This is a genomic window from Mycobacterium sp. 050272 (assembly GCF_039023525.1).
GTDB lineage: Bacteria > Actinomycetota > Actinomycetes > Mycobacteriales > Mycobacteriaceae > Mycobacterium.
The window spans coordinates 24,350-37,643 of sequence record NZ_JBCHKV010000025.1 but is presented as its reverse complement, the minus strand read 5'-3'; the positions used below and the strand labels follow the sequence as shown (position 1 = coordinate 37,643).

Annotated in this window: 12 protein-coding genes and 1 pseudogene; 9 read left to right on the top strand and 4 right to left on the bottom strand. The window is 64.0% G+C overall.

The genetic code is table 11. The features are described 5' to 3' along the window. Window positions 1-120: 120 nt before the first annotated feature. The 4 genes and pseudogenes from AAHS21_RS29400 to AAHS21_RS29385 all read left to right on the top strand — a co-directional run bounded on the left by AAHS21_RS29400 (window position 121) and on the right by AAHS21_RS29385 (window position 4,217). On the top strand, window positions 121-1,005 hold the full coding sequence (locus tag AAHS21_RS29400; protein ID WP_342930901.1) for an alpha/beta hydrolase family protein: 885 nt from the start codon (window positions 121-123) through the stop codon (window positions 1,003-1,005). 288 nt (window positions 1,006-1,293) lie between these two features. Continuing rightward, window positions 1,294-2,185: pseudogene (locus AAHS21_RS29395) on the top strand (ATP-binding cassette domain-containing protein). A gap of 537 nt (window positions 2,186-2,722) precedes the next feature. Further along, window positions 2,723-3,088 carry a DUF732 domain-containing protein gene (locus AAHS21_RS29390; protein WP_342930900.1) on the top strand — a complete coding sequence of 122 codons (366 nt, stop codon included), beginning with the start codon at window positions 2,723-2,725 and terminating at the stop codon, window positions 3,086-3,088. Between the two features lie 340 nt (window positions 3,089-3,428). Next, window positions 3,429-4,217, top strand: a complete 789-nt coding sequence (locus AAHS21_RS29385) for an SDR family oxidoreductase (protein ID WP_342930899.1) — start codon at window positions 3,429-3,431, stop codon at window positions 4,215-4,217. Window positions 4,218-5,170: 953 nt separating this feature from the next. Here AAHS21_RS29385 and AAHS21_RS29380 read toward each other — a convergent pair. From AAHS21_RS29380 to AAHS21_RS29365, 4 genes are all read right to left on the bottom strand, one after another. Further along, window positions 5,171-6,346, bottom strand: a complete 1,176-nt coding sequence (locus AAHS21_RS29380; RefSeq protein WP_342930898.1) for an enoyl-CoA hydratase/isomerase family protein — start codon at window positions 6,344-6,346, stop codon at window positions 5,171-5,173. Window positions 6,347-6,408: 62 nt separating this feature from the next. Next, window positions 6,409-6,996 carry a peroxiredoxin-like family protein gene (locus AAHS21_RS29375; RefSeq protein WP_342930897.1) on the bottom strand — a complete coding sequence of 196 codons (588 nt, stop codon included), beginning with the start codon at window positions 6,994-6,996 and terminating at the stop codon, window positions 6,409-6,411. Window positions 6,997-7,238: 242 nt separating this feature from the next. After that, window positions 7,239-7,568, bottom strand: coding sequence for a pyridoxamine 5'-phosphate oxidase family protein (locus tag AAHS21_RS29370; protein WP_342930919.1), 330 nt, complete (start codon window positions 7,566-7,568; stop codon window positions 7,239-7,241). Between the two features lie 103 nt (window positions 7,569-7,671). Next, window positions 7,672-8,157 (bottom strand): peroxiredoxin family protein, encoded by a 486-nt coding sequence (locus AAHS21_RS29365; RefSeq protein ID WP_342930896.1) that lies wholly within the window; start codon window positions 8,155-8,157, stop codon window positions 7,672-7,674. Window positions 8,158-8,246: 89 nt separating this feature from the next. Between AAHS21_RS29365 and AAHS21_RS29360 the strand changes: the two genes are divergently transcribed. From AAHS21_RS29360 to ssuD, 5 genes are all read left to right on the top strand, one after another. After that, window positions 8,247-8,885, top strand: coding sequence for a TetR family transcriptional regulator (locus AAHS21_RS29360; RefSeq protein WP_342930895.1), 639 nt, complete (start codon window positions 8,247-8,249; stop codon window positions 8,883-8,885). Between the two features lie 591 nt (window positions 8,886-9,476). Beyond that, the gene (locus AAHS21_RS29355) at window positions 9,477-10,451 is read left to right on the top strand and encodes an aliphatic sulfonate ABC transporter substrate-binding protein (protein WP_342930894.1); all 975 of its coding nucleotides are present in this window, start codon (window positions 9,477-9,479) and stop codon (window positions 10,449-10,451) included. Further along, window positions 10,448-11,266: an ABC transporter permease gene (locus AAHS21_RS29350; protein WP_342930893.1), complete on the top strand. Its 819-nt coding sequence runs from the start codon at window positions 10,448-10,450 to the stop codon at window positions 11,264-11,266. Before AAHS21_RS29355 ends, AAHS21_RS29350 begins: the two co-directional genes overlap by 4 nt. Next, a complete protein-coding gene (locus AAHS21_RS29345) occupies window positions 11,259-12,107 on the top strand; it encodes an ABC transporter ATP-binding protein (protein ID WP_342930892.1) in 849 nt (282 codons plus the stop codon). Before AAHS21_RS29350 ends, AAHS21_RS29345 begins: the two co-directional genes overlap by 8 nt. After that, window positions 12,031-13,128 carry an FMNH2-dependent alkanesulfonate monooxygenase gene (gene ssuD / locus AAHS21_RS29340; RefSeq protein ID WP_342930891.1) on the top strand — a complete coding sequence of 366 codons (1,098 nt, stop codon included), beginning with the start codon at window positions 12,031-12,033 and terminating at the stop codon, window positions 13,126-13,128. Before AAHS21_RS29345 ends, ssuD begins: the two co-directional genes overlap by 77 nt. Window positions 13,129-13,294: the final 166 nt, after the last annotated feature.

Genomic DNA, 13,294 nt, shown 5'->3' with positions numbered 1-13,294 from the left:
GCCAGCGATGAGATCGAGTACGTATTCAATTCAATCGGCTGCCCTGGGCACTGCGCGGGGTTTATCCGGCACCGCCGTCCCCGCCGGTGTAATGCATCGACCGCGACTGGGGAGTCGTAGGTGAGGATTGGCATTCAATGGTTGCGTGTTGGTTTGGTGGTCGTGTCGGCATTGTGTCTGTGGTCAGCGGTGCAAGCCAGGGCCGCTGCGGTGGAGTTTCTGCAGGTGCCTTCGGCAGCGATGGGTCGCGACATTCCAGTCGCCTTTCAGGGTGGCGGCCCGCATGCGGTGATGTTGCTCGATGCTTTCGACGCCGCACCCGACGTAAGTAACTGGGTGGGTGCGGGTCATGCCATGAACACCTTGGCCGGTAAGGGGGTCTCAGTGGTGGCCCCGGCTGGGGGGGCCTACAGCTTTTACACCGACTGGGAAGCGGACGGTGGTCGCCAATGGGAGACGTTCTTATCCCAGGAGCTACCTGATTGGTTAACTGCCAACAAGGGTTTGGCCCCCGGCGGCCACGCCATCGTCGGCGCGGCTCAGGGCGGCACCGGTGCGTTGATGATGGCCGAGTTTCATCCAGACCGATACCGTTACGCCGGGTCGATATCGGGATTCTTGACGCCCTCGGCGACTACCTTCAACGGGGCGATCACCGCGGGTATGGCGGAATTCGGTGGGGTGAACACCCAGGCCATGTGGGGGGCCGCGCAGTTGGGTCGTTGGAAGTGGCATGACCCTGACGTGCACGTACCGCTGCTTGTCGACAATGACACCCGGTTGTGGGTCTACAGCTCATCCACTCTGACATGCAGTGATCCGACGGCGATGATCGGCCATTGCGATCAGGTGCAGGGCTCGAATCGATCCTTCTATAACCACTACCGCAGCGCAGGCGGACGCAACGGGCACTTTGACATTGCCCGGGGTGGGCAACACGACTGGAACAGCTGGGCTCCCCAGCTGGCAGCCATGGCCCCCGACATGACCGCTACCATCCGATGACGATCGATCGCAACCGGGCGGCCCAAGTACTCCGGCGTGGACGAACTCTGGCCGCTACTACCGCAGATGCGCTCGCCACGATTCTCACATGCGCGGCGCCGCCTACGGCACGCGCCGACACCGATAGTCCGTGTTCGTTGGCAGCGACGTTCTTGTGCCGGTTCATACCGATCGCTCCGGAACTGGATCGGCAACACCGTCGGCCTCGCCAGGTGACTCAGGGTGAGCACACGCAGCAATTGACGGTGAGGCCGTAGACGATAGGCACCATGCACGAAGGGATCTCGGGTGGGTATTGGTATTTCGGTTGAGGGGCTTACGAAGTCGTTTGGATCCCAGCGAATTTGGGGAAATGACACGTTCGATCTGCCGGCCGGCGAAGTCAGTGTTCTGCTGGGCCCGTCAGGTACCGGCAAGTCGGTGTTCCTGAAGTCCCTGATCGGTCTGCTGCGCCCCGAGCGCGGCGAAATCGTCGTCGACAGCACCAACATCATCGAGTGCTCAGCCAAGGAGCTCTACGAGATCCGCACGCTGTTCGGCGTGATGAGCCTGTATGACAACACCGCTTTCCCCTTGCGTGAGCACACCAAGAAGAAGGAAAGCGAGATCCGCAACATCGTCATGGAGAAGCTTGAACTCGTCGGCTTGGGCGGGGATGAGAACAAGTTCCCCGGTGAGATCTCCGGCGGTATGCGCAAGCGCGCCGGGCTGGCCCGCTCGCTGGTGCTGGACCCGCAGATCATCCTGTGCGACGAGCCCGACTCCGGTCTGGATCCGGTGCGTACCGCGTATCTGTCGCAGCTACTGATCGACATCAACGCCCAGATCGACTGCACGATCCTGATCGTCACGCACAACATCAACATCGCCCGTACCGTGCCCGACAACATGGGCATGCTGTTCCGCAAGCACTTGGTCATGTTCGGCCCGCGCGAGGTGCTGCTGACCAGTGACGAGCCGGTGGTCAAGCAGTTCCTCAACGGCCGCCGCATCGGGCCGATCGGGATGTCCGAGGAGAAGGACGACTCGACGATGGCCGGAGAGCCGCGTGCGCGAGATCCTGCACACGCTGCCACCCGCCGCGCAGGAAGCCATCGGCGACGACCTCGAAACCGCCACCGCCGGCCGCCACCGCTCCATTGACCAGGCGGCGACCGTCTCAATCCCCGCCACCAACTAGAAAGGGGGGATCGATGAATAGAGCGGAAGAGGCGACGCTGGCGTGGTCATTGGTGGATGCGGCGAAGGCCGTGCTCTCACCTGAGGCGCACACATCGATCTGCCTACAAATCGGGGTCGGGGATCAAGTCGAAGCGATCGACGAGCTTCTGCGCATACTTGCTGCGCGTCGGGTCGAGCTACCCGAGGAACTTCGCGCACCGTTGTGGGATCGACTAGCGGGCTACCGCGGTAGCGACCCTGAACCAGCCTTCCACGTCTTAATGGCGCGCTCACGCGTGCCCGAACAACCACGACCGCCCGAACCTCAACCGACTGCTGGCCAGGGGCCTTTCGAGAAACGCCCGCGACGGGTCCGACACGGAACCGTGTGGACGCCGTCGCAAGCACGTACAGCCCGCATTGAGCACACAGGACTTGCACACTGGCTACGCGACAACGACTTTCACCGAAATGTCGTCGCTAACGGCGCAAGCTCGCACGCCGTTAGCAACGAGCCTCATGAATTCGCACATCACCAGCCAGGAGAGTGGCGCCGATGAGGCAATGCAATAGAGGCGCCATCGGTGCGTCCATCGTCGCCACGGCGATCGGCGCGATTGTGCACGCATCGCCAGCGCAGGCCGTCCCCGCGCCCGAAGTGGAGTACACGTACGACGTCAACGTGCGACGCCACTTCGAATTCCCGAGCGATGATGCGATCGGCTACGGCTATGGCATCTGCGACAAGGTCTCTCGGGGCAGGCCCTATGTCAGGGTCATGGCTGACGTGAAGGCCGATGTCATACCCAACGACGAGCAGGCCGCCAACTATGTCGTCTCCAACGCTGTGGGCATCCTCTGTCCGGCCCACATCTGGAGGCTGCGCAACTCAGGGGTCGACTATCAGCCACCACCTCAATGACCGATCAGGAATGCAAGAACACGGACGGATCGCGGTTTTGGCCACTGCCGGGGTGGCTTTTCCGATCTGTACCGACCCGCGCGGTGGTGGTGCCGGTCGGCGGTCTGTCCATCGGCACAACCCATCGCCAGGATGCTTCCCAACCCGGGGAACTCAATCTCGATAAGACATCTCGAGCATGGATGCTCGACTTAATGCGTGATCCGTCAAGGGCGCGGAATGGGGGAACCGATGGTCGGTTAGGCATGTGCCGACCCCTGGCGAGAATGTTGCAGTCACTGAATCATTCATCACCTCGGCGACCGCGGGTCGCGACCATGGGGTCAGCGCTAGGTCTGTTGTGGGACTTGCACTTTCGAAAGTATGGGAAGGTATTTTGCCGAAATTCTCTGAGAAGACTGTGATCATCACGGGTGGCGCCGCCGGCATCGGTCTCGCCGCTGCCAAACTGTTCGCCGCCCAGGGGGCCAACGTTCTGATCACCGGCCGCCGACAGGACAGACTCGACGACATCGCACGCGAAAGCCCGGCCATCGTGGGGCTCGTCGCCGATGCTGGCGACACTGACGACGCTTATCGGACCATCGATTTCGCGATTGCGCGATGGGGGCGCCTCGACGTCATCGTGAACAACGCCGGAGCGGGCGTGCTAGCCCCGCTCGCCGACGTTTCGATCGAAGCAGTAATCAACACATTCCGAGTCAACGTGATCGGCCCTACTCTCATGGCTAAGGCGGCCCTGCCGCATCTGGCCAGATCACACGGCAGCATCATCAATGTGTCCAGTACATATGGGTCGAAACCTGCTGCCGGCTTGTCTCACTATGCGGCAAGTAAAGCTGCGGTCGAGCATCTCACGCGCTGCTGGGCGCTCGAACTGGCCTCCAGCGGCATCCGGGTGAACGCGATCGCATCGGGACCTGTCGAAACGGCATTTCTCAAAGAGAGGATGGGACTCAGCGAGGACGCGATAAAGGAAGTCAAAGCCCAGGAGACGGCAACCATTCCGTTGAGGCGGCGCGGCGTCCCCGACGACGTCGCAGCCTGGATCATCAAGCTGACCGATCCCGGTTCGGACTGGGTCACCGGTCAAGTTCTCGCCGTGGACGGCGGCCTCGCCGTCACATAGCCCCTCGTCACGGCTCCTTTTGTCGATGTAGGCCGACGGGTCGGCGTTGACGCGCGGTCATGCCTGACTCGGTGTTGCGCTGACTTGAGAGAGCCACTTGCCGAATGTCATCGCCAACGCGTCCGTGAGTGCGGCCGCAATGCACGCAGCTCACGACCTGCTCGGACTCGGCGACTGTAACCGCGAGGTTATCGTCGATCAGTTGCCCTTCGCTGATGTGGGATTCGTACTTCCCCGACTGTGGATCCGGCAGCGACGCCGCACGCAGTCCCGCGCGGCGGTCAGCTGTCGCGGTCAGGACGAGGCCTCCCGCGTCGTCGATGACAATGCCGCAGATGGCATCGGCGGTCTCGCGTGAAACCACGAGTTCGACGAGGTCGTTACGGACCCGCGACGGGGTCGCAGCGGGTCTCCGTACCTACCTCCTCCCTGACATGAGAGATAAAGTGCGTCAGCGGAATTGAGGACAGCGGCACTGGCCTGTCCCCGTTGCTGAGTCAGCCGTTCTCAACCATGGGGAACGCGCCGCCACCGTGAACCGGTGCGATCCCGATAGTAGCGTCGAGGTCCGTGATATCGCCGGGCGGATGACAGCGCACTTAGTGCATTCGCGCCTCGTGCAATGAGGTCAAGTTGCGATGATCGAGGATAGCCTCCCGCCAGTCCGACGTTCTGGTTGATTGCTCTGTCGCCGCCGGCAAATCCCACAGCGACGGGAGCGGACGTGCCGTGACTGATCAGACAGACCGACGCTGCGACGTCGCCTCGGTGTCGACTGGAGACTCCCGAATAGGGCTCCTCTCTGCGCCATACAGAGAGGATCGGGTATAGGTGTTCACCCATTCCAATGTCGGGTGCGCGCCCCTGAGGAATCGTCAGGACGCCGCGGTTGTCAACACCGTCGTGACCGACTTGTGCTCCAAATCCCGCTGCCATTGTGTCGAAGACCGCTGTCACGAAGGGAATCGCAACGCCAGATCGTTCGTCGGCGCCCGAGATGGTGCACATGTTGTAAGTGCTGGAACACACGGATTGGACGTCTCGTCGGGTTTGCGGAGTTGTGTCGAGCATCCGATCGAAGCATTCGCTGACGAGGTTGCTAACCGACCATGCCGGCTCCAACGGGCCCTTACCGATAGCGGCGGGAAAGCGAGCGTCAACGACGGTTTCTTGTTCGCTGATGATAGTGATGCATCGAAGCAACAGGTCACTAGACTAGTGGCTTCACGCGAGGGCATCGCCGATCCGTTTGGAGCGCCGCTTAGCGGGTAGGTGATGTGCCCGGCGCGGCGCGCACGTCGCTGATGTAGTCGCCGAGTGTGAGCTCGAGTGGGCCGGGCTGTTGGAAGCCGTCTTTGAGTGCTTGGGCGATGATCGACGCGGCGGCGGGGCGCGCAAAGGCCTCGACGAGTGCGTCCATTTCGGCGAGCAGGGGTCGCGTCGGCGGGTAGTGACGCGTTGTTCACGAACTGTTTGATGTCGGCGAGGGCGAGCAGGTCGAAGCGTGATACCCGATGTGCGAATGCGTCGACGAATGCGTCGAATTCGGCATCGGGGATGGCCCTGTTGACGTATCCGTAGCGCTCGGCGAGCTCGCCGTTGAAATCGTGGCCGCCGAGGAGGATTTCCAGGGCGCGTCCGCGGCCGACTATCGTGGGTAGCCGGCTGGATGGGCCACCGCCTGGGATGGTGGCGAAGCCGACTTCGAATTGTCCAAGGATCGCCCGTTCGCGGCTGGCGAAGCGGATGTCGGTGGCCAGCGCTAGCTCGCTTCCGGCGGCACGCGCGCGGCCGCGGATGGCGCTGATCGTCACGGCGGGCAACTTGCTGAGCCGGATCAGCAGATTGGTCCAGTGGTGAAACGGCGAGGGCGCGGTGGGCAGCGCCGTGAGTGGTGAGGGGTCGGCGGCGACGTCGACGTGGGCGAGGAAGAAGTCGGGATTGGTGCTTTCGAACACGATGACGGCAACCTGGCGGTCTTGTTCGATTTCGGTCAGGAGTTGGTGAAGTTCCACGACCATTGTCGGATCGACGAGGTTGATGGGCGGGTTGTCGAAGGCGACGCGCCACAGCGCAGCCGTGGTGCGCGTCACGCTGAATCGAGACAAAGCGTCGGTCGGGGTGCTCATCGCGTTTCCTTTGGGGTGTGGGCGAATTCCAGCGTGCGCCGCGGGGAGTTGTTTGATGACGATCAGTGTTGGCGTGCCGTGGCGAGCAACTCGTCCACCGTCCATTGGTCGTAGGCGTGGCTGCCGTATTTGGCGGCCAGTACCCTTCCATCGGGCGCGATGAGCAGATCAGCGGGCAGGCCGAGGTTGCCGTTGGTCGGCGAGACCGGCAGCGGTGAGCGGCGTCTGGTGATCGCGCTCCTGATGGCGTGCCAATACCCGCCGGGCAACGCGCGCCAGGCCGCGAGCTTGAGGGCTTTCATCGAAGCTTCCACCCCGAAGCGACGGTAGAGATCCTTCTGCGGGTCGCCGATCACCGGAAAGGGCATGTCGTCCTGGTACTTGCGCAACTCGGCGGGGGTGGAGTGAAACACCACCACTTCGCGGATGCCTGCCGTGTTGATCTCATGGATTCGTCCGCTGATTGAGCGCAGGTGCAGATTGCATACCGGGCAACCTGCGAAACGCCGGAACTGCAGGTGCGTCAGGCCACCCGCGGGATCGGGAATCTGAACTGGTTCGTCGTTGAGCCCCGCGAGTAACAGGGTGGGAAACTGCTCACCGACGGTGACGCGGTTGGATGGTGCTTTGGCTTTCGCCTTGTGGGCCATGATGACCTCGTTCTCTATTCGTAGACGGCTTGTCGTTAGGCGATCGTTAGGCGGGCAGATGCGCGCCGTCGCCCTTCGGCTCACTGCCAGCAGTCGCTGGCCTGGTTGCCCGGGACAGACGGTGGGCCGGCGCTTTGTTGGGTGAGCCGGAAGGCCACGCGCGTGGCCGACCGCGTTCAGGGTCTCCTCTTTCCCAGCGGTCTCGGTGTCTATGGCGCGTGGCCTGGGTTGTGGGTGAACAGCTAGGGAGGGCGACGCCGGTGTCCGTGATCGAAATCGGGTCCATGTAGCGGCAGACGGCGTCGTAGCGGACGGCGATGACCCTGCCCCTGTAGGGCGACCATCCGGTAAGGGCCGTCGATCGCGGTGATCGACAGGCCGATGCGCGGGTCGCGGCGCATGTCCTTGGCCTTGGGGGCGTCGGCATGGGTGCAGATCAGGACGTTGTCGTCCTCGCGGGCGACCCATACCACCGAATTGCGGGGATGGCCGCTGGCCGAAAGTGTGGACAGGTGCGCGTAGTTCGGTCCATCAGTAAGCACCCGGATGCTGGCCGGGATCAGGATCGACATCCTCACCGCCCGCGCCGTTTGGACGGGGAAGAGGCGGCTGGCAGCGGGCGGGTCGGCTGCATCCTTCCCGTCCGGCAAGTAGAGCCGCACCGTGCGGTGGCGCTCATCGCGCTTCCGGGTGCTCGGACAGGTACCGGATGAAGCCGACCACATCGTCGGCCACCAGCCGCCCGATGGCTCCGCTCGAGTACACCGCGAGCCGCACCGTCCCGTCGGGTGCCAGCACGAAGCCGGTCGATTGTAGGAAATGCGGATCGTCGTTGACGTACGCGCCCGTCGCGGTAGCGATCTTGTCCGCGTCAGCGCTATGGCCAACCCGGAAACGCAACTTGTGCTTGGCGACCAGCGCAGCCGAGGTCTCCTCGTCGTCGACAGACAAGGCGACCACCTTGACGTTGAGTCCAATGAGCGTGTCGAGCGCGCGTGAGAACGCAGCGAGCTGTGCGTTGCAGTACGGGCACCAGGATCCCCGGTAGATCAAGATGACCGCGTAGGACCCGGCGAGATCGCCCGGCAGTGAGATCGTGCCGCCGCCGACGGCGGGAACATCGAGCGCGGGGAACGGCTGACCATATTCGAGTCGGGTCATCGGCATCCTTCCGAGGGTGAGTGGACTACCCGGTCCATCATGGTGATGCAAAAGTGGACTGGCAAGTCCAATGACGGTAGGTTGCGAATATGGCTGCAAGGCAAGGCCCTTCAAGTTCGCGGCTGACGGCTCGCGGCGCGGCGACCAAAACCCGCATCGTCGCGGCGGCGGCGTCGCTTGTGCAGCAGCACGGGGTGGCCGGCACCAGCCTGGACGACGTCATGGCAGCCACCGGTACGAGCAAGTCGCAGCTGTATCACTACTTCGCCAACAAGGACGCGCTCATTCGCGAGGTGATCACGACACAGCTAGGCCGCGTCATCGCCGCCCAGGAGCCCAACCTGGCCGCCGTCTCGTCGTGGGAGGGTCTGCAGCGCTGGTGTGATCACCTCGTGGCCATGACCCGCGCGCGCCAAGGTGTCGGAGGCTGCCCCCTTGGCTCGCTGGTGGGTGAACTCGCCGACCGGTCCGACTCGGCACGGCACGTACTCGCGCAGTGCTTTGCCGAATGGGAGTCGTATCTGTCCGCGGGCTTTCTTGCCATGCGCGACAACGGCGAACTCGCCGCCGAGGCCGACCCGGCCGAGCTCGCGTTGACGATGATGAGTGCGCTGCAAGGCGGACTGCTGATGGCACAGACCATGCGCAGCGCACGCCCTGTCGAACTCGCCATGAACATGGCGCTCGGGCACCTCCGTGCCTACCGGCGCAACCCCACGCAGGCGTGACGGCGGTGATCGGTGAGCAGCCCGCGATCGAGTCGAATTCAGCTCGCCGCCAGTGCGCCCTGCCGACAGGTGAACGTCGACACCAGCCCGACCGCATCATGCGCTCCGTAGGCCCGCGGCACGACAATTGTTGAAGCCTGCAGGATGTGCATCCGTGTTGCTTGTGGTTGCGAACCTCGTGGGTGTGTAGGGCGGCGCGGGGCGGGTGGACGAAGCCGGGTTTTCGACTCGCGGTGATCGCAACGGTGGCCGGTCGCAGCAGGAACTGCAAACTTATCGTGCGGGTGCCACGGATTGTTGTCGGGTGGGCGCATGGCGCTGACGATGCACGAGAACATCGCGATCCCCACCGTCCTGCCCCGTCCGCGTGGGCCGGATCGTCTATCAGGTCATCGAGCGCTGTGCGCGGGACGGGAGTGCGGTGCAAGCAGCTGCAGTTCATTGCCCAGACGCGCTTGTCCCGGGAGGGTTGATTTCCTGGGACCCAGCCCGCTGATCCGGTTCAGCGAAACGAGTGCGCCACAGCTATGTAACGGATCCATAACCAGGAATACCTATCGTGCGACAGATTGGTTGTAAGGGAGTCTGCAAATGTCGACGCTCCACGTTCGCGGTGGCTGGCCAGCCCGATTCGTCGGCCGCGTTGGATTGGTCGTAGCGCTGGTGCTGTTCGTAGGCGGGTGCGGCTCTGGCGGTGACGATGGTGCCTCGGACACGGTCCGTATCGGAACTTTCGCCAGCGCAGTCGATTACGCGCCGTTCTATGTCGCGCGCAAGCAGCGGTTGTTCGAATCCGCGGTCGGCGCCGGGACCAAAGTCGAGTACGTGGAATTCGACTCAGCACCGGCCATCACGGAGGCCTTGGAGACAAACCGGGTGGACATGGTCTTCATGGCCGAGCCGCCGGCGCTGATCGCCGCGGCAGCGGGAGTTCACGTCAAGATTGCGGCCCTGGGCGCAAGCCTAATCCAGGACATCGTGGTACCGATCGACAGCAAGATCGCGAGCGCGGCCGATCTGAGCGGAGCGCGGGTCGGTGTGTTAGCGGGTACATCGTCACATTACGCCCTGATCAAGATCGCCAAGGATGCGGGCGTCGATCCCAAGTCGATCCAAGTGATCGATATGGCCCCGCCGGACGCGAAGGCGGCCTTCGAATCAGGACAGCTGGATGCGTGGGCGGTGTGGCCGCCGTTCGTGCAACAACAGCTTGTCCAGAAGACCGGCCGGCTGCTTCCGGCAGGCGATGCCGCGATCCAGAGCATCGCGGTTGCACGGCCGGGGCTGGCCGAAGATTCACCCACTGTGTACTCCGGTCTGGTCGGCGCCATCGCCAAAGCCAAGGAGTTCATCCGCGCATCAGCAGCAGAAGCGAAATCAATTGTGGCCGCCGAAGTTCGGGTCGATCCAGCGGTGGTCGAGTTGGCCTGGCCACGCCACGACTTCACCGCCACACTGACTCCGCAGGTCATCGCTGACATCCAGGCGAAGGCCGACTTCCTCGCCGATGCACGCTTCATCCAGCACAAGCTCAACGTCGAGGAACTGGTCGGACCTGCGCAATGACGATGAACGCGACCGCGGCGCCATTCGCGCCCGATCGAAGCCGGCAGTTCGTCGCCCGCCTGACAAGCTGGGCACTTGCGCTGGCCGTGCCGATCGGGCTGGTCGCGGCGTGGCAGACCGCGGTGGTCAGCGGGGTCCTGCCTCACACGCTGGTTGCCGGACCGCTCGACTCACTTGAGGCGTTCATCAGGCTGACGGTCGACGGCACGCTGCTAGAGCACGCGTGGGTCAGCGTGCGTCGCATCGCGATCGGCTTCGCCATCGGCAGCACGGTCGGCATCGCGACAGGAGCGGTCATCGGCACCAGCCGGCTGGCCGCCAAAATCTTCGAACCCACCGCCTTGACGTTGGTTCCGGTCCCGGCGGTGGCATGGATCCCGTTGCTGGTCATCCTGCTTGGCATCGGAGAACTCTCGAAGGTCAGCCTGGTGGCTATCGGGTCTGCTACCACGTTGATTCTGGCGACCGCGGCGGGTATTCGGTCCGCCTCCCAGGATCTGGTGGAGGTCGCCCAGCTCTACGAGAAATCGCGCTGGACAATATTGCGCACGGTGCTACTGCCGTCGGCGATCCCCTCGATCGTCGCGTCGGCGCGCGTTGGGCTGGCGCTGTCGTGGACGCTGTTGGTAGCCGCGGAGGTCATCGCGTCGGCCAACGGGCTGGGATGGCTCATCTGGGACTCGCGCAACTTCGCACGGCCGGCGGCCATGATCGCCGGAATGCTCGCGATCGGCCTTCTCGGAAAGAGCACCGACGCGCTGATCGCCCGCCTCGGTCGGTACCTCACCCGATGGGACCGTTCCTACCGTGGCTGACCGCAACAGAGCGGGCGCACCGGCGCTGCAGGTGAGAATCCGAGGCAAGCGCGTCATGGTCGACAAGCGGCCCTTCGACGTGCTGAGTGAGGTTGACGTCGACGTTGACCGGCGGGAGATCGTCGCCGTCGTCGGTGGCAGCGGCGCCGGCAAGACGTCACTGCTGCGCGCCATCGCGGGTCTAGACACCGCATTCGCAGGAGAAATCCGGGCCTTCGGCCGACCGATCCAGGGCCCGGGCCGGGACCGGGGCCTGGTGTTTCAGGAACACCGGCTGATGCCATGGATGTCGGTGGCCGACAACGTCGCCTACGCCCTGCCGTCCCGCCGACCGGCCGCCCAAGTCGAACAGCGAGTCGCCCATGTCCTGGAGTTGGTCGGGCTCGCCGGCTTCGGCAAGGCCTGGCCCAATCAGCTCTCCGGAGGCATGGCCCAACGTGCCTCCCTTGCCCGCGCCCTGGCCACCACCCCCGAGATCCTGCTGCTCGACGAACCGCTCGGCGCGCTGGACAGCCTGCTGCGCAGTCAAATGCAGACCGAACTCGAGCGGATCGTCCGCGCCGAGGCGCTCACCGCCATCCTGGTGACCCACGACGTCGACGAAGCCGTGATACTCGCTGACCGGGTGCTCGTCATGGCCGGCCCCCCGGGCCGGGTCGTCACCGAATTCTCGATTCCCCTGCCCCGCCCACGTGACATCGCGGACCCGGCGCTTCAGGCCCTGCGCGCCCAGATCCTCGCCGTTCTTCATCAAGGAGGCAAAAATGGACGTCTACTGGTACATCCCCACCCACACCGACGGACCGCACCTGTCGACGATGCACCGAGCGCGGGCCGCTAACCTGCGCTACATCACCCAAATCGCTCAGGCCGCAGATGATCTGGGCTATGTCGGGGTATTGGTCCCGACGGGCTCGGTGTGCGAAGACGCGTGGATCACCGCGTCGTTTCTGGCCCCGGTGACCACCGGCCTGCGGTTCATCGTGGCTGTGCGGCCCGGTCAGTCCACCCCGTCAATGACGGCTCGAATGGCCGCGGCCTTCGACCGCTACAGCGGGGGTCGGCTCACGGTCAACGTGGTATGTGGGGGCGATCCGGTCGAACTCGCCGGCGACGGTGTGTTTCTGTCGCACGGCCAACGATACGAGCAAGCCGACGAATACATCCAGGCGTGGACGGAGTTGCTGCAGGGCAAGACCGTCGACATGAACGGTCGCTACATCCACATCGAAGGGGGACACCTGCATTACCTTCCCCTGCAAGAACCATATCCTCCGCTGATGTGTGGCGCCTCCTCTGGCGCCGGGCAAGCGTTTGCCGCGAACTGGATTGACACCGTGTTGACGTGGGGCGAACCACCGGAGCAGGTACAGCCGAAACTCGACGAGATGCGAACCAAGGCACGCGCGGCCGGGCGACGAGTCAACTTCGGCATCCGGCTGCACACCATCGTGCGGGAAACCAGCAAAGAAGCGTGGGCGGCCGCCGACGACTTGATCCGCTACGTCCGCGACGAAGACGTCGCCGCCTCCCAGGCAGCCCTGGCCCGCTCCGAGTCGGAGGGCCAACGACGGATGGTGGCCCTGCACCGCGGGTCACGCGAACACCTCGAGGTGAGCCCCAACCTGTGGGCAGGCGTCGGCCTGGTCACAGGCGGGGCCGGCACCGCACTGGTCGGCAGCGTCGAGGAGGTCCGCGACCGGATCATGGAATACCACGACATCGGTATCGACACGTTCATCCTGTCCGGGTATCCGCACCTCGAGGAGTGCTACCGGGTCGCCGAGACGCTGTTCCCCCACCTGCCCTTCGAACCCAAGGTGAACAGCCTGCAGCCGAAGGTCATCCCGGGCGGCTGGTGATCGATGGTCGGGACAACGGTGTTGGCCTCGATGGCGGCGCCCCTCAGGTTGGCCGGAAACCGCCTCAGCTGCGGTCACTTCCGTTATGGGACGGGCCTTCAAGCGCACCCGCCGCTATTCGATCGACGTCTGACGACGCGGGCGTAATGGTCGTCGCAGCACAAAA

Bases quoted from the DNA above. Each gene is read 5' to 3' on its own strand.
- AAHS21_RS29390 (WP_342930900.1), top strand. From the start codon at position 2,723: ATGAGGCAATGCAATAGAGGCGCCATCGGTGCGTCCATCGTCGCCACG.
- AAHS21_RS29380 (WP_342930898.1), bottom strand. From the start codon at position 6,346: ATGAGCACCCCGACCGACGCTTTGTCTCGATTCAGCGTGACGCGCACC.
- AAHS21_RS29375 (WP_342930897.1), bottom strand. From the start codon at position 6,996: ATGGCCCACAAGGCGAAAGCCAAAGCACCATCCAACCGCGTCACCGTC.
- AAHS21_RS29370 (WP_342930919.1), bottom strand. From the start codon at position 7,568: ATGTCGATCCTGATCCCGGCCAGCATCCGGGTGCTTACTGATGGACCG.
- AAHS21_RS29365 (WP_342930896.1), bottom strand. From the start codon at position 8,157: ATGACCCGACTCGAATATGGTCAGCCGTTCCCCGCGCTCGATGTTCCC.
- AAHS21_RS29360 (WP_342930895.1), top strand. From the start codon at position 8,247: ATGGCTGCAAGGCAAGGCCCTTCAAGTTCGCGGCTGACGGCTCGCGGC.
- AAHS21_RS29355 (WP_342930894.1), top strand. From the start codon at position 9,477: ATGTCGACGCTCCACGTTCGCGGTGGCTGGCCAGCCCGATTCGTCGGC.
- AAHS21_RS29350 (WP_342930893.1), top strand. From the start codon at position 10,448: ATGACGATGAACGCGACCGCGGCGCCATTCGCGCCCGATCGAAGCCGG.
- ssuD (WP_342930891.1), top strand. From the start codon at position 12,031: ATGGACGTCTACTGGTACATCCCCACCCACACCGACGGACCGCACCTG.